Genomic DNA, 16271 nt, shown 5'->3' with positions numbered 1-16271 from the left:
AGCGCCGCCCGCGCGGCGCTTCGCGGGACAAGCCCGCTCCCACATTTGTTGCAACGTGCCGAACCTGTCAGGCCATGGTTGTCAGCCTTGTTGCCTTGACGCGATTTCCCGGCTGGCGCTACCGCCGTCTCGCCAGTCTCAAACACTTCACCAAGGCGGGCAACGCCTCTCTCACAGGCATGGCCACGTTGCAACGAATGTGGGAGCGGGCTTGCCCCGCGAAGCGCCGCGCGGGCGGTGCTCGATCTCACTGGCGCAGAAAGTGCCAAGGCGAATACCTGAAACCTATAGATGATTCTGCCGCGGCAGGCGCTGCGACAGCTCGTCGAGCAGCCGCTGCTCGCGCTTGTCTTCGGCACGCCGGGCTTCCTCCAGGTAGCGCTGCACCAGCTTGCGCAAGCCTTCGACCCGGGCATAGGCCTGCTGCCAGGTGCCACGGGCGTTGTTGAGGTTGTTCTGGTGCCAGACCAGGCTCTGACGCTGCTGGGTCATGGCCGTTTCCAGCTGCCCGAGAAAGCGCTGGTAATTGACCAGCCAACTGCCATTTACACCCTGCCCGCCACGGTTGATCCACTGCAGCTGGTAATCCTCACGAAACCGCTCTAGCTCGGCCAGTTTGGCCTGGGCTGTAGCCACCTGCTGCTGGAAATGCCCAAGACGCTGGGCCGCCTTGCGCTCGGCCTCCTCGGCCATGTCGACCACCGGCGCCAGGCGTGCGGCGCGTCCGGGCAGTGCCATGACCTATCAACCGCCCGCCGGGGGCGTGAAAATCGCCCCCAACTGGTCGCGGCTTTGCGCCATCCCCACGTTCTCGCGCAGGCCTTGACGCAAAAACTCCACCAGCTTCGATTGCAGGGCAATGGCCAGATCGGTTTCCGGGTCGCCGCCGGCCACGTAGGCCCCCACGCTGATCAGGTCGCGGCTTTGCGACAGGCGCGACCACAGCTGCTTGAACTTTTGCGCCTGGCGCAAATGATCGGCGTCGACCACCTGGGGCATCACCCGGCTGATCGAGGCTTCAATGTCGATGGCCGGATAATGGCCTTCCTCAGCCAGCCGGCGCGACAGCACGAAATGGCCATCGAGTACACCACGCGCCGAGTCGGCAATCGGGTCCTGCTGGTCGTCGCCCTCGGACAAAACGGTGTAGAACGCAGTGATCGAACCACCACCCGGCTCGCCGTTGCCGGCCCGCTCCACCAGCTTTGGCAGCTTGGCGAACACCGACGGCGGGTAACCCCGGGTGGCTGGCGGTTCGCCGATGGCCAGGGCGATTTCCCGCTGCGCCTGGGCGAAACGGGTCAGCGAGTCCATCAGCAACAGCACGTTCTTGCCCTTGTCGCGGAAGTATTCGGCAATACGAGTGCAGTACATGGCGGCGCGCAAGCGCATCAGCGGCGCATCGTCGGCGGGCGAGGCGACCACCACCGAGCGTTTGAGACCTTCTTCACCAAGGATATGCTCGATGAATTCCTTGACCTCGCGACCCCGCTCACCGATCAGGCCGACGACGATGATCTCGGCTTCGGTGAAGCGGGTCATCATGCCCAGCAATACCGACTTACCCACACCGGTACCGGCGAACAAACCCAGGCGCTGGCCCCGACCTACGGTGAGCAAGCCATTGATGCTGCGTATACCCACGTCCAGCGGCTTGCTGATGGGGTCGCGGTTCAGCGGGTTGATCACCGGGCCGTCCATCGGTACCCAGTCCTCGGCCTTCATCCCACCCTTGCCATCCAGTGCACGGCCGGCACCGTCGAGTACCCGGCCGAGCATGCTCATGCCCATTGGCAGGCGACCGCCGTCATCCAGCGGTACCACCCGGGCGCCCGGGGCGATACCGACGATGCTGCCGACTGGCATGAGGAATACCTTGGGCCCGGCAAAGCCCATGACTTCGGCTTCGACCTGCACCGGGTGGTAGCTGTCGTCATTAATCACCAGGCAGCGGCTGCCAACTGCGCCGCGCAAGCCTTCGGCCTCCAGGGTGAGGCCGACCATGCGCAGCAGGCGGCCTTCGACGATAGGCTGAACCGGCAGCTCGATGGCCTCGGCATAACTGCCCAGGCGCTTGCCGAAACTGGTGCGTTCAAGGTGCATCTGGGCTACCCACGGCGCGTTCTGGCGGGTTGCCAAGGTCTACCGAGATGTCCGGCGCCGCCGGGTGCAGCGAATGGTCGTGCAACTGATCGAACAGTTGCGCCACGGCTTTCTCGATGCGGGTTTCCATGGTCGCGTCGATGCGGCTGTGAGCGGTCTCGATGCGGCAGCCACCTGGCAGCAGCGCGCTGTCTTCGAGCAGCCGCCAGCTTTCCTCATGGCGTTCGCGCAGGGCCTTGGCCAGCTCGAAATCCTGCGGGTTGAGGTGGATGCGGATATTGTCCGCGCCCATGGGCAGCAGCTTGAGCGCTTCGCGCAGTACCTGGGTGATCTGGCTGGAATCGCCCCGCAGTTCGCGACCGATCACCTGGCGGGTCATGTGCGCCACCAGGTGGACCAAGGTTTTCTCGATCTGCGTGTCCTGCTCGGCGATCGGCTCCATCAGGTTGGTCATCAGCCGTTCGAGGCTTTCCAGCTTGGTTTTCAGGGCCTCTTCGGCTTCCTGGCGGACCTTGAGCTGGGTGCTGTGGAAGCCCTCGCGCTCACCGGTGGCGAAGCCTTCGTTATAGGCTTCCTGGCGGATGGCTTCGAGTTCTTCCAGGGTCAGCGGCTGGACTTCTTCCAGCGGTACTTCCTCGACTTCTTCCTCGATTACCTCGGGTTCCGGCTCCGGTTCGGGCTCCGGTTCCGGTTCCGGGTCGAAGCTGGGCAGCGCCCATACGTCCACGCCCTCGAGGTCGCGGGCGCGGATCAGGTCGCTGGGGTGATGTTCTTTGGTGGGCATGCTGTCATGTTCTCAAACCATGTTCAGCCGACACGGTCCCTGTGGGAGCGGGTTTACCCGCTCCCACAAGGGGCGGCGTCGGTCTTCAGATCGCGAATACCTTAGATCATTTCCTCGGCGCCCTTGCCGCCGAGCACGATCTCGCCGGCCTCGGCCATACGGCGGGCGATGGTGAGGATTTCCTTCTGCGCCGTCTCCACATCGCTGACCCGTACCGGCCCCTTGGCCTCCAGGTCGTCGCGCAGCAGCTCCGAGGCACGTTTGGACATGTTCTTGAAGATCTTGTCCTTGACCCGCTCGTCGGCGCCCTTGAGCGAAACCACCAGCACATCGGAGGACACTTCGCGCAGCAGTGCCTGGATACCACGGTCGTCGACGTCGGCCAGGTTGTTGAAGACGAACATCAGGTCTTCGATCTGCTCCGACAGCTCGCTGTCGATTTCGCGGATCGCGTCCATCAGTGCACCTTCCACCGAGCTGTCGAGGAAGTTCATGATGTCGGCGGCACGCTTGATGCCGCCCAGGGTGGTACGCGCCGCGTTGGAGTTGCCCGAGAACTGCTTCTCGAGGATCTGGTTCAGCTCCTTCAGTGCCGCCGGTTGCACCGTATTCAGCGACGACACGCGCAAGACGATGTCCAGGCGCACCTTATGGTCGAAGTTACTCAGCACTTCGCCGGCCTGATCGGGATCCAGGTAGGCCACCACGATGGCCTGGATCTGCGGGTGCTCGTAGCGGATCACGTCGGCCACGGCGCGCGGCTCCATCCACTTGAGGCTGTCCAGACCACTGGTGTTGCCACCAAGCAGGATGCGGTCGACCAGGCCGTTGGCCTTGTCCTCGCCCAGGGCCTGGTTGAGCATCTTGCGGATGTAGGCATCGGAGCCAACGCCCAGGCTGGTCTGTTCGCCGACGACTTCGACGAACTCGCTCATCACCTGCTCGACCTGGTCACGGTGCACATTGCCCATCTGCGCCATGGCCACACCCACCCGTTGCACTTCCTTGGGCCCCATGTGCCGCAACACCTGGGCCGCATCGGTCTCACCCAACGAAAGCAGGAGGATCGCCGCCTTGTCGACGCGGCTCAGCTTGGCGGTAACGGCTCGGTTATCACTCATCGGCGTTGATCCACTCTTTCACGACCTGGGCAACGCGGCCCGGGTCTTCGGCCACCAGGCCTTTGATTGCGTTGAGCTGTGCCTCATAACCCTCGCTCGGGCTGGGCAGCAGAATGCTTGTCGGGCCACCCAGACTGACGCGGTCGTTGGCCAGTTCGCCATCCAGCCCCATCATGCCGCCCAGTTCCATGTCGCTATCCGGGGCAGCCTGCTTGCCGCCCCCTGTAATGTTGTTCAGCACCGGCCGCAGCACACCGAACACCAGCACCAGGATGAACACTACGCCCAGCACCTGCTTGACGATGTCCCAGAACCACGGCTGCTGGTAGAAGGCGATGTCGGCGATCTCTTCGCCACGGTCGGCGGCGAATGGCACGTTGATCACCGTCACGCTGTCGCCACGGCTGACATCGAAGCCGACCGCATCCTGCACCAGGCGAGTGAAGCGTGCCAGGTCCTCGGCACCCCACGGCGCACGGGTAGTGTCGCCGGTGGCCGGGTCGATCTTGACCTGGTCGTCCACCACCACCGCCACCGACAGGCGAGTCATGCGCCCCTGCTGCTGGCGGGTGTGGCTGATGGAACGGTCCAGCTCGAAGTTCCTGGTGCTTTGCTGGCGCTTGTCCGACGGGTACGGCGCGAGCATTGGCTGACCGGTGGCCGGGTCCATGATCTGCTGGCCGTTGGCATCTACCAGCGGCTGGCCAGGCTGGATGGCCGCGGCCGGGGTAGCGGCACCACCGGTGGTCTGCGGTGCCGAGGCTGGGCCAGGCGGCTGGTTGCTCAGCGCGCCGGGCACACCTTGCGGGCCCTGGCTGCTGGCGCGTTGTTCGTCGACCGACTGCTCGCTGCGCAGCGCCGGCTGGTCGGGGTTGAACTGCTCGGAGGTGGACTCGACCGCGCTGAAGTCGAGGTCGGCGGACACTTCGGCCTTGTAGCGGTCATTGCCCAGCACAGGCTGCAGGATGTTGTGCACCCGCTGGGTCAGCATGCTTTCCACCCGGCGGCTGTAGTCGAACTGTTTGCCGGCCTGGGTCAGGGCGGTGTCCTGGATCTGTTCGGACAGCAGGTTGCCCTTCTGGTCGACCACGGTGACCTGGGACTTGTCCAGTTCCGGCACGCTGGTGGCGACCAGGTTGACGATGGCCATCACCTGCCCGGCTTCAAGGGCGCGGCCTGGGTACAGCTCGACCAGTACCGAGGCGCTGGGCTTGCGTTCGTCACGCACGAACACCGAGCTTTTCGGGATGGCCAGGTGCACGCGCGCGCCCTTGACGTTGCTCAGGCTGGCCACAGTACGCGCCAGCTCGCCTTCCAGGCTGCGACGGTAACGGGTGGCCTCCATGAACTGGCTGGTGCCCAGCCCCTGCTCCTTGTCGAGCAGCTCGAAACCGACGTTGCCATCGCTTGGTGCCACACCGGCGGCCGCCAGTTTCAGGCGCGCACGGGAGAGGTCGTCGGCCTTGACCAGCAGAGCGCCGGAATTGGGCTCGACGTTGTAGGGGATGTCGGCAGCGGCCAGGGTATCCATGACCTGCTTGGTATCCATGCCCGCCAGGCTGCCGTACAGCGGACGGTAATCGGGTTGTTGCGACCACAGCACCACGGCAAAGCCGATCGCCACGCTGGCGGCCAGGCCGACCAGAAGGCCGATCTGACGCAGCATGGGCATCTGCGCGATGTTTTCCAGAAACGCCATGCCGAACAGCGGCGGTTTGGCCGCGGGCGGACCGCTTTTGGCAGGGGGATTGTCGACGACTGCTTCAGCCATGGTTTACGTCCGTCCTCAAACCGGCATCTGCATGATGTCCTGGTACGCCTGGACCAGCTTGTTGCGTACCTGGGTCAGGGCCTGCATCGACACGCTGGCCTTTTGCGAAGCGATCATCACGTCGGTCAGGTCGACACCACTTTTGCCGATCTCGAAGGCGTTGGCCAGCTGGGTCGACGCCTGCTGAGTCTCATGCACCTTGCCGATGGCCTGGCCGAGCATGTCGGCAAAGGTACTCTGCCCCGGTGCCAGCTCGGGGGCGGCAGCTACCTTGGGCAGCGACATGGCATCGGCCTGCATGGCCCGCATGTCCAACATCAGACGATTGAATTCAACACCTTGGCTCATGACCCTTCTCTCTCCTGCGGCCGCATTTTTTTGACAGTCATGCGGCGGATAGCCAACCTAAAGCAACAAAGGTGCCAGCCTTGGCACGCGCACCTCGGTTCACTGTAGGAGCAGCCTTGTGCTGCGAAGGGGCCTTTGATGCAACCTTCTGCCTTACTGGCCTCTTCGCAGCACAAGGCTGCTCCTACAAAGGCTGCGCAAGCTTTGTCAGCCGAACAGGCTGGCCTCGACGTCAAACCCGGCATCACGCATCTGCGCCAGCTTGTAACGCAAGGTGCGCGGGCTTATCCCCAGGCGTTCGGCTGCCTCTTTGCGGCGGCCGCGCTCGGCGCGCAGGGTGTCGATAATCATCTGGTACTCATGGCGACGCATGTCATCGCCCAGCCCGCCGGCCTCGGCCGTGACCTCAGGTGATGGCTCGATGCCAGACGACAATGGAATGGCACCTGCCAGACAAAAATCCGCCGCCTCGATCACCCCGCCCTGCTGCAAGATCAGCGCTCGCTGCAAGGCGTTGTCCAGTTCGCGCACGTTGCCCGGCCAGGCATGCGCCTGCAGGCAGGCCCGAGCCTGGGGCGACAGGTGTACCGGGGCATGCTTCATCTTGGCCACGTGGCGCGCCAACAGGCGCTCGGCCAACGGCAGGATGTCACCCGGGCGTTCGCGCAGCGAGCGCCAGGCCAGGGGGAACACCGACAGGCGGTAGTACAGGTCTTCACGGAAACGCCCGGCCGCCACTTCGCCGGCCAGGTCACGGTTGGTGGTTGCCAGCACGCGGATATCCAGGCTGATCGGCTTGCGCCCACCCACCCGCTCCACCTCGCGCTCCTGTAGCACGCGCAACAGCTTGGCCTGCAAGGCCATTGGCATTTCCGAGATTTCGTCAAGCAGCAAGGTGCCGCCTTCGGCCTGCTCGAACTTGCCGGCCTGGGCCGCAATGGCGCCGGTGAAGGCCCCCTTCTCGTGGCCGAACAGGGTGGCCTCGAGCATGTTGTCAGGGATGGCCGCACAGTTGATAGCCACGAAGGGCTGCGCTGCCCGCGGCGACTGCTGGTGAATGTAGCGTGCCAGCACTTCCTTGCCGGTGCCGGACTCGCCGGAAATCAGCACGGTCGAGTCACTGCGCGCCACGCGCGCGGCCAGCTCGAGCAACTGGCGGCTGGCCGGCTCGCAGGCCACCGGGCCTTCGTCTTCAACCACGCGCCCGGCGGCATGCCGCTCGACCAGGCTGAGCAACGCCTTGGGCTCAAACGGCTTGACCAGATAGTCGGCGGCCCCTTGGCGCATTGCCTCGACGGCACGTTCCACCGCGGCGTGCGCGGTCATCAGCAATACGGGCAATTGCGGTTGCTGGCGGCGCAGCTGAGCCAGCAGCTGGTGCCCATCCATGCCAGGCATGTTCACATCACTGACAACCAGACTGAAGGCCTCTTGCAGCACCGCCTCCAATGCTTCTTCGGCACTGCCCACAGCCTGGTAGGCGAAACCGCCGATTTCCAGGGTATCGCTCAACGCCTGGCGCAATACACGGTCATCCTCAACCAGCAGCACCTTGATTGCCATTACACCTCCTCCGCCAATTGCCCGTTGATCAATGGCAACTCCACCCGCACGCAGGTGCCACGGCCGACCTTCGAGCGCAGGCGCAGCGCACCCTGGTGCGCGCGCACTACGGCCTTGACCACAGCCAGGCCCAAACCGGTACCGGTGGCCTTGGTGGTCAGGAACGGCTCACCCAGGCGGCCGAGCAGGTCTGCGTCGATGCCACTGCCGGCGTCGCTTACACACAGATGCAGGCTGCGCTCGCGGCGGAACAGGTGCACCTTCAGTCTCGCCGGGCCGTCGCTGGCCTGCAGCGCATTTTCGATCAGGTTCAGCAGCGCACCGATCAGGGTGTCACGGTTGCACAGCAACTCACCCAAGTGGCTGTCGCACTGCCAGCGCACGGCGTGCCCTTGCACATGCGCCTGGGCAGCCTGCTGCAGAGCCTGGAACAGGGCTTTTGGCGTGACTCGATCACCCAGCGGCAGCTCGCCACGGGCGAATACCAGCATATCGCGCACCTGGTGCTCCAGCTCGTGCAGGCGCTCCTTCAGGGTGCCGGCAAAGCGCTGGCGGGTTTCCGCGCCCAGGTCTTGTTCGGGGTCAGCCAGGTGGCTGGCGTAGAGCATTGCCGCCGACAGAGGCGTGCGGATCTGGTGCGCCAGCGAAGCGACCATGCGCCCCAGCGATGACAGCCGCTCGTGGCGGGCCAGCTGATCTTGCAGGCGACGGGTTTCAGTCAGATCGTTGAGCAGCACCAGCTGGCCGGGCTCGGCATCCAGCGAACGGGTGGCGATGGACAGGCGGCGACCGTCGCGCAGCGAAACTTCGTGGCCGTCATCCTTGCGCGGGGCAAAGCTGCGAGCGATCACCTGGCGCCACAGCTGGCCAACCAGCGGCTCGCCGAGCAGTTCGCAGGCGGCCGGGTTGGCTTCGCGTACCAAGCCCTGACCATCGATCACGATCACCCCGCCGGGCAGCAGGTCCAGCAGGTTCTGCAGGCGGTTGGCCAGTCGCTCCTTTTCGCCAAGCTCATCCATGCGCTGGGCACTGACCACTGCCAGCTCGCCCTTGAGTTCACTGACCCGTGCTTCGAGCAGGCTGTAGGACTGGCTCAGCTGGCTGGATACCTGATTGAACAGGGCGAAGGCCTGCTCGACACCCTGGCGACTTTCCTGCTCGACCGGGGTTCGCCCCTGCAGATCGGGGGCTCGGATTACGTGGGCGGCCTGGGGCATCATGCTCTCTCGCGTGGCTGACCGTCATAAAAACGGTATGTTGCCAGCGGTGTAGCAATAGCCGTGCCGGAGATGGGGGTTTAAGGCATGGCTTGGGTTTTATGGCGGGGCGGGAATCGAGCGCCGCCCGCGCGGCGCTTCGCGGGTGTTTGCCGTTGCACTTTCTGCGCTTGTGAGATCGAGCGCCGCCCGCGCGGCGCTTCGCGGGACAAGCCCGCTCCCACATTTATTGCAACGTGGCCATACCTGTGGGAGAGGCGTTGCCCGCTTTGGTGGAGAGTTTGAGACTGGTGAGGCGGCGGTAGCGCCAGCCGGGAAATCGCGTCAAGGCAACAAGGCTGACAACCATGGCCTGACAGGTTCGGCACGTTGCAACAAATGTGGGAGCGGGCTTGTCCCGCGAAGCGCCGCGCGGGCGGCGCTGGGTCTCACAAGCGCAGAAAGTGCAACGGCAAACACCCGCGAAGCGCCGCGCGGGCGGCGCTCGATCTCACAGGCACCATCAAGACCAAGCCGAACAGCCCGGCCCGGCCGTCAATCCTCGGCCTGTTCCTCGCCGCCCTGGCGGCTCATGCCGTACTTGCGCATTTTCTCGACCAAGGTGGTACGGCGAATACGCAAACGTTCAGCCGCGCGTGCAACGATGCCGTTGGCATCATCCAGCGCCTGCTGGATCAGGCCCTGCTCCAGGCTACCCAGGTAGTCCTTCAGGTCCAGGCCTTCAGGCGGCAACATGGCGTGGCCGCTGAAGTTCGGCGTGTGGCCATTGATCGCCACGCGCTCTTCCAGGTCGCTGCGCAGGCTGTCGACCATCTGCTCGTCTTCGTCATCGACGTAACGGAATTTCTTCGGCAGCTCTGACACGCCAATCACCCCATACGGGTGCATGATCGCCATGCGCTCGACCAGGTTGGCCAACTCGCGCACGTTGCCCGGCCAGCCGTGGCGGCACAACGACATGATCGATGCCGAATTGAAGCGGATGGAGCCGCGCTTCTCGTGCTCCATGCGCGAGATCAGCTCGTTCATCAGCAATGGAATGTCTTCCACCCGCTCACGCAGCGGCGCCATTTCGATGGGGAACACGTTCAGGCGGTAATACAGGTCTTCGCGGAACGTACCCTCCTCGATCATGGTCTCGAGGTTCTTGTGGGTCGCGGCGATGATGCGCACATCGATGCTCTGGGTCTTGTTGCTACCCACGCGTTCGAAGGTACGCTCCTGCAGCACGCGCAGCAGCTTGACCTGCATCGGCAACGGCATGTCGCCGATTTCGTCGAGGAACAGGGTACCGCCGTTGGCCAACTCGAAACGCCCGGCACGGCTGGTGATCGCACCGGTGAAGGCGCCCTTCTCGTGGCCGAACAGTTCGCTTTCCAGCAGTTCGGCCGGGATCGCGCCGCAGTTGACCGGCACGAACGGCGCTTCGCGGCGCTTGGAATGGTAGTGCAGGTTGCGCGCGACCACTTCCTTGCCGGTGCCGGACTCACCCAGGATCAGCACGCTGGCATCGGTGTCGGCCACCTGCTGCATCATCTGCCGCACGTGCTGGATGGCTCGGCTGGTGCCGACCAGGCTGCGGAACAGGTTGGGCTCACGCTGGCGACCACGCTCGCGCGCCTGGTCGTACATCTCGCGATAGACCTGGGCACGGTGCAGCGAATCCAGCAACTGGCTGTAGCTTGGCGGCATTTCCAGATTGGAAAGCACCCGGCGGCGAAGGTCTTCCGGGAACTCCGCAGAAGAAATTTCACCTAAAAGCAGAACCGGAAGGAACTCATCCCACCCAGCCACTGTCTTAACGAGCCCAAGGAGATTGCCCGGAGCACTTACAGCACCGATGAGCACGCACAGCACTTCGCGACTCGAAGACAACGACTCGACCACTTGCTGCCAGTCCTGGCTGGAGCAAGCGAGGTTTTCTTCACCCAGGAAGTTAAGCACCACCGCGAGATCGCGGCGGCGGGCGCTGTCGTCATCGATCAGCAGAATCTTGGTTTCACGCCACATGCAATAGCAACTTCCCTAGTCATATCGGCGCCCAGCAGGGCGTGTTCGACATCATTCCGACTGAATGGTCAGTGTTCGGACGTCTGAAATTCGAAAACAGCCACTAGTAAAGTCAAAAAACACCAGCCAGTCAAATTAATGGCGCATGGCTTTTGGCAACATCTGTGGTCAAGAGAACAAATGGTAAACCTTCGCGGCGTTTTTCGCCTGACGGATTTTCGTCATTTCATCCACCAAGGATTGACGCTCGCCACTTGCAGCCTCGATTAGTTGACGGTATACGGCCAACAACTGCTCAAGGCTGGCACTGACATCGGCCTCGTTGCCTTTCGCATCGGTCACCATGTCACCGATGCGCAAACGGCATTCCAGATCCAACTCCCCCACCGCTTCCCAGTTACGGTCGGCCAGCGCCGCCAGCAGCATTTCCCGGGTCTGCTCGATTCGGGCGATTACTTCGCTCATGCCATCCTCCTTTATCAGGAAGCCGACGACTGATCGCCGATGGCGTCCCAACCTTCCTTCACGGTAATCAGCAGGCGTGCGACTTCATCGATGATGGCCGGGTCACCCTTGACGTTGGCCTCGATCAGGCGACGGCTCATGTAGGTGTACAGGCTGTCCAGGTCGGCCAGGCTATCGGCATGGTTTTCCAGGTCCAGACCTTCGCGAAGACCACCAATGATATCGATGGCCTTGCCGATGAGAATGCCCCGTTGCGCGATGTCATTGCGGGCAATGGCCCCCTTGGCCTGCGCCATTCGATCGAGGCCGCCCTGCATGAGCATCTGCACCAGACGGTGCGGGCTGGCTTCGGACGTTTGGGCTACACCATTGACTTTCTGGTACTGCCGAAGGGCCAACATCGGGTTCATGGATCTACCTCGTTGCAGCGGAAAAGGTTGCTTGTACCTGTGTATCGCCGAGCCGTCAAAAAACTTTAGGCGTGCAGCAGAAAAGCCCGACACGCCTGCTGACGCCGTCGGGCTTTATGCTTTATCGCTGCGCAGTACCGATCAGGAGTTCTTCGCCTGCGCGTTCAGGGCTTCGAACACGGCCTTGATCTGGTTAGCCTGGGCATTGAGCTTGGCCACCGCGGTATCCATCGCGACGAACTTCTTGGTCAGCGACTCGGTCAGCGACTCGGTGCGGCGCTCCAGGGCCAGCTGTTGATCGGCCAGGTTCTTGGCCACCTTGTCCAGGTTGGCCTTGCGCGTAGCCAGGCTGCCATCGGTGGAGTTGTAAGGATCAATGGCCTTGTTCATGCGCTCGAAGATGCCATTGGCACCGGTGAACAACTCCTGCACCTCCGCGCCCAGCTTTTTGTCGCTCATGGCCGTGTTGAACTTGGTGGAGTTGAACTCCAGGGTACCGTCCTTGGTGGTGTTGATACCAAGCTGGCTGAGCGTGGTCAGCTGGTCACCGGCCCCCACTTCAGAGAGCACCTTGCGGATATCGTTGACCAGCGAGCGCGTGGTCGGGTCGTTGGTCAGCGGCCCCAGCACCAGGTTGTCGTCATCATCTCGCGAAGTGGAGGTCAGCGAGGTGATTGCCTTTTGCAGGGTGTTGTAGGCGTCGACGAACGACTGGACGGACTTCTGCAGCCCCCCATTGTCTGCCGCGACCGTAATGCTGGTGGTAGTGCCGGCGGCGGAAACACCGGTCAACTCCAGCGTCATGCCACTGATGGCACTGTCGATGGTGTTCTTTGCACTAGTGACCTTCAGGCCATCAATGGTCAGCTCGGCATCATGAGCCAGTTCCGTGATGTAGCCGGCACCCGCGCCGGACATCTGGGTGGTGCCATCGATCTGCAGCTCGGGAATTCCGCTGAGCGAAATGTCAGAGCCAGCCCCCGTAGTCGTGGAGGAGAGCACCAACCGCGCCCCACCCTCGGCGTTGACGATGTTGGCCGAGACGCCCTGGGCACTGAGCTCCTTGTTGATCTGGTCGCGCACGCTTTCCAGGGTGGCGCCGCTGGCGATGTCGATGTTCCAGCTGTTGCCACCCTGGCTCACGGTCAGCTGGCCAGCACTGATGGCCGAGGTCGAACCGCCGGCGAATTGCTGACTGGCAACCTTGGAGCTGGTCGCCAGCTTATCGACCACAATGCTGTAGCTACCGGCTACAGCCTTGTTGCTGGAGGTCACCTTGACCACCGCCTCGTTGGCCGACTTCGCGGCGTAGGCGTTGAACGACGGAGCGTCCGGATCGTTGAGCTTCTTCATGGCGTCCTGGAACGCCGTCAGGGCACTGCGCAGCGAGCCCACACCGGAAATCATCGCAGCGTTGTTGCTGGTTTGCCGGGTGATCTGCGCCTTTTTCGCCGCAGTGTCAGCACTCACCAGCGCCTGGACCATTTCGGTGATGTTCAGCCCGGTACCCAGGCCGATACTGGAGACAATGCTACTCGCCATGACCGTTATCCCTCTCTTGAAACGTCAGCCCCGCTCCTGCGAGGACCGACATGGAACGCCCTGAAGCATTCGCCGCCAATCAGGCCTTGGCGTCGAACAAAAGACTGTTTACATCGCTCAGGCTGTGAGCAATCCGCAACGCCTCTTCCGAGGGCAGCTGGCGAATCAGCTCTCCAGTCTCGCTGGCGATGACCTTGACCACGATCTTGCCGGATTCTTCGTCCGTGGAGAACTCCAGGTTGCGACGGGTCGAACTGAGAAACTTCTCGATTTCCGAAACGGCCTTTTTCACCTTTTCGGCATCATGTGTACCTTCCGCAGCGGTAACTGCCTTGGGTTCCAGCGTATCGCTGCCACGCGGCGCCTCGGCCGAGCGGGCGACCGGCTTGTCGACGACCGGGTCGGCCAGACGAGAAGTCGGGTAGGACAAGTTAAGCTTGACGCTCATGTCCATGATTTGCCACCTCGCAATGAAAAAGCGGGGGAAGCGCCTGAATGCGCACTCCCCCGCTGGTCACCATCAGCGATTACTGAAGCAGCTTCAGTACGGCGGATGGCAGCTGGTTGGCCTGGGCCAGAACCGAAGTCGAAGCTTGCTGCAGGGTCTGCTGCTTGGTCAGCTGGGCAGTTTCAGCAGCGAAGTCGGTGTCCTGTACACGGCCACGAGCGGCTTCGGCGTTTTCGTTGATGTTCTGCAGGTTGTTGACGGTGCTGGTCAGACGGTTCTGCGAAGCACCCAGGTCAGCACGGGTGGTGTTGATGGTTTGCAGAGCGGCGTCGATGGCGTCCAGAGCAGCGTTCATGCTGGCTTCGGCTTCGGCGCTGGTCGAACCGGTGATCGCGATGGAAGCCGAGTCAACGCTCAGGGTCTGGGCATCGAAACCGCTGTCCAGGCTGATGCTGATCTGGTTGTTGGCACCGGAGTTGGAGCCGACCTGGAAGGTCAGGACGCCAGCGGTACCGTCCAGCAGGTTCTTGCCGTTCAGCTGGGTCGACTTGGCGATACGGCTCAGCTCGTCGGACATTTGTGCGAACTCTTTGTTCAGAGCTGCACGGTCTTGGGTGCTGTTGGTGTCGTTTCGCGACTGGACTGCCAGTTCACGCATACGCTGCAGGATGTTGGTTTGTTCCTGCATCGCGCCTTCAGCGGTCTGGGCGATGGAGATACCGTCGTTGGCGTTCTTGATAGCCATGGTCTGACCACGAATCTGCGAGGTCATGCGGGTAGCGATCTGCAGGCCGGCGGCGTCGTCTTTGGCGCTGTTGATTTTCAGGCCAGAGGACAGACGGGTCATCGAGGTGCTCAGCGCATCGGAAGCACGGTTCAGGTTTTTCTGAACGCCCAGAGAGGTGGTGTTGGTGTTAACGGTCAAAGCCATGACGAATTCCTCGTTGGATTGGGTACTACGGCTTCCGGCCTTGGCAATTCGCCGGGTGTGGCACAGAGAACCTTCGTAATAGTTATCTTCGTCAGGGCGGCTTTCTTTAGCGATTTTTCGAAAAAATTTGCTGGCATCCTGCCAGCTCAATGAAATCAAGGAATTGACGCCAGATTACAGGCACCAAGTGTGCGACCCGGATGAAAAAAAACGCCGCCTGAAAGCGGCGGCGTCTGGATCAGCGACAAGCAGTCAATCACGCCGCTCGATGATCGCCGAGCCCCAGGACAGGCCCACACCGAAGCCACTCAAGGCCACCCGTTTGTGCTGAGAGCCGATCACGTGCTTTTCAAGCAGCAGCGGAATACTCGACGAAACGGTATTGCCAGTCTCGACCATATCCTTGATGAACTTCTGCTTATGCTCGCCTTCGACAAAGCGCGCCGAGACGGCATCGACGATCGCCGCGCTGCCCTGGTGCAGGCAGTACAGATCGATGTCGCCAGCCTCCAGAGCGCTGGATTCCAGCAGCTGCTGCAAATGCGCCGGCACTTTCACCAGCGCGAAATTGTAGACCTGGCGGCCGTTCATGAAGAACTTGCCATCGGTGGTCCGCAGGTGCTCGGCACCGCCACCATCACTGCCGAAGAGCGACTTGCCCAGCTGCCAGGCAGCGCCTTCGCCCATCCAGGTGGCCGTGGCGGCATCGCCGAACAGCATGGTGGTATTGCGGTCTTCGGGATCGACGATCTTCGAATAGGGATCGGCGGTAATCAGCAGGCCATTTTTCAGCCCGGCGGCTTCCATGAAGCCTTTCATCGCGTACAGGCCGTAGACGTAGCCGGAGCAGCCCAGCGAGATGTCGAAGGCAGCCACGGCGGTCGACAGGCCAAGCTTGTGCTGGACGATCGCTGCGGTGTGCGGCAGGCCTTCGGCATCACCGTTCTGGGTGACCACGATCACCGCATCGATGGCTGCCGGGTCGAGCGACGGATTGGCAGCGAACAGGTTCTTCGCGGCCTCTACGCAGAGGTCGGAGGTTTCCTGGGCGGTTTCCTTGCGCGGCAAGAAGGTCGAGCCGATCTTGCCGAAGATGAAATCCTGGTCCTTGCCGAATTTCGCGCCCTGCGCGTAGTTGTCCACGCCTTCAGTGGGCACGTAACTGGCGATGCTTTTAATGCCAATCATATGGCTTCCCAATTCAGTAACAGCGAAATACCCGCCAAGGCCAAACGGCAAAACGCCAGGCGATACGGGTGGCTCCCGATCCCTGACGGCTTGCCCGGGGCAACACGGCGGTTCCCGGTTTCGACAATATACAGTGAAGATGCGCGTTCTGACTCTTAAGTCACGCTCTTTTTGTCGAATCGACAAACTGGGTAAGCTGGGGCCGCTTTGCAGCCCTAAGCGGGCGAGCCCGCTCCCACAGATTGGACTGCCCCCGAAAAGTTGGACAGTTTTAGCCAGTAGCCTGAGTCCTGTAGCTGACAGGGCTCAGGCCATTGAGTTTCAGCCTGATGCGGTCATGGTTGTAGTAATGGATGTACTCCTCCAGGCC

16 protein-coding genes are annotated in these 16271 nt (G+C 62.5%); all 16 read right to left on the bottom strand.

Annotated elements, in window-relative coordinates; genetic code table 11:
* Positions 1 to 285: 285 nt before the first annotated feature.
* Positions 286 to 738: a flagellar export protein FliJ gene (gene fliJ / locus CAY82_RS24495; RefSeq protein WP_087503415.1), complete on the bottom strand. Its 453-nt coding sequence runs from the start codon at positions 736 to 738 to the stop codon at positions 286 to 288.
* Between the two features lie 6 nt (positions 739 to 744).
* The gene (gene fliI / locus CAY82_RS24490) at positions 745 to 2103 is read right to left on the bottom strand and encodes a flagellar protein export ATPase FliI (RefSeq protein WP_087503414.1); all 1359 of its coding nucleotides are present in this window, start codon (positions 2101 to 2103) and stop codon (positions 745 to 747) included.
* Positions 2093 to 2887: a flagellar assembly protein FliH gene (gene fliH, locus CAY82_RS24485; RefSeq protein ID WP_087503413.1), complete on the bottom strand. Its 795-nt coding sequence runs from the start codon at positions 2885 to 2887 to the stop codon at positions 2093 to 2095. The genes fliI and fliH overlap by 11 nt, the downstream gene beginning before the upstream one ends.
* A 101-nt stretch (positions 2888 to 2988) precedes the next feature.
* Entirely contained in the window at positions 2989 to 4008 is a 1020-nt protein-coding gene (gene fliG, locus CAY82_RS24480) for a flagellar motor switch protein FliG (RefSeq protein ID WP_087503412.1), read from the bottom strand.
* A complete protein-coding gene (gene fliF, locus CAY82_RS24475; protein WP_087503411.1) occupies positions 4001 to 5779 on the bottom strand; it encodes a flagellar basal-body MS-ring/collar protein FliF in 1779 nt (592 codons plus the stop codon). The genes fliG and fliF overlap by 8 nt, the downstream gene beginning before the upstream one ends.
* Before the next feature lie 15 nt (positions 5780 to 5794).
* On the bottom strand, positions 5795 to 6127 hold the full coding sequence (gene fliE / locus CAY82_RS24470; RefSeq protein WP_013973606.1) for a flagellar hook-basal body complex protein FliE: 333 nt from the start codon (positions 6125 to 6127) through the stop codon (positions 5795 to 5797).
* A 207-nt stretch (positions 6128 to 6334) separates the two neighbouring features.
* On the bottom strand, positions 6335 to 7690 hold the full coding sequence (locus tag CAY82_RS24465; protein WP_087503410.1) for a sigma-54 dependent transcriptional regulator: 1356 nt from the start codon (positions 7688 to 7690) through the stop codon (positions 6335 to 6337).
* On the bottom strand, positions 7690 to 8907 hold the full coding sequence (locus CAY82_RS24460; RefSeq protein ID WP_087503409.1) for a PAS domain-containing sensor histidine kinase: 1218 nt from the start codon (positions 8905 to 8907) through the stop codon (positions 7690 to 7692). Before CAY82_RS24460 ends, CAY82_RS24465 begins: the two co-directional genes overlap by 1 nt.
* Before the next feature lie 534 nt (positions 8908 to 9441).
* Complete coding sequence (gene fleQ, locus CAY82_RS24455; protein ID WP_087503408.1) at positions 9442 to 10917, bottom strand: transcriptional regulator FleQ; 1476 nt, start codon at positions 10915 to 10917, stop codon at positions 9442 to 9444.
* A gap of 168 nt (positions 10918 to 11085) precedes the next feature.
* Positions 11086 to 11382 (bottom strand): flagellar protein FliT, encoded by a 297-nt coding sequence (locus CAY82_RS24450; RefSeq protein ID WP_087503407.1) that lies wholly within the window; start codon positions 11380 to 11382, stop codon positions 11086 to 11088.
* A 14-nt stretch (positions 11383 to 11396) separates the two neighbouring features.
* Positions 11397 to 11792 (bottom strand): flagellar export chaperone FliS, encoded by a 396-nt coding sequence (gene fliS / locus CAY82_RS24445; RefSeq protein ID WP_087503406.1) that lies wholly within the window; start codon positions 11790 to 11792, stop codon positions 11397 to 11399.
* Positions 11793 to 11933: 141 nt separating this feature from the next.
* Entirely contained in the window at positions 11934 to 13334 is a 1401-nt protein-coding gene (fliD, locus tag CAY82_RS24440) for a flagellar filament capping protein FliD (protein ID WP_087503405.1), read from the bottom strand.
* A gap of 79 nt (positions 13335 to 13413) precedes the next feature.
* A complete protein-coding gene (locus CAY82_RS24435; protein ID WP_087503404.1) occupies positions 13414 to 13788 on the bottom strand; it encodes a flagellar protein FlaG in 375 nt (124 codons plus the stop codon).
* Positions 13789 to 13861: 73 nt separating this feature from the next.
* Complete coding sequence (locus CAY82_RS24430) at positions 13862 to 14713, bottom strand: flagellin domain-containing protein (RefSeq protein ID WP_087503403.1); 852 nt, start codon at positions 14711 to 14713, stop codon at positions 13862 to 13864.
* A 252-nt stretch (positions 14714 to 14965) separates the two neighbouring features.
* Complete coding sequence (locus CAY82_RS24425) at positions 14966 to 15901, bottom strand: ketoacyl-ACP synthase III (protein WP_087503402.1); 936 nt, start codon at positions 15899 to 15901, stop codon at positions 14966 to 14968.
* A 271-nt stretch (positions 15902 to 16172) separates the two neighbouring features.
* A partial coding sequence (locus tag CAY82_RS24420; RefSeq protein ID WP_140399069.1) for an IS3 family transposase occupies positions 16173 to 16271 on the bottom strand: 99 nt, incomplete at its 5' end.

This window comes from Pseudomonas sp. SID14000 (genome assembly GCF_002165135.1).
Classification (GTDB): domain Bacteria; phylum Pseudomonadota; class Gammaproteobacteria; order Pseudomonadales; family Pseudomonadaceae; genus Aquipseudomonas.
The sequence above is the reverse complement of the archived record's forward strand: the minus strand, read 5'-3'. Positions and strand labels throughout refer to the sequence as shown.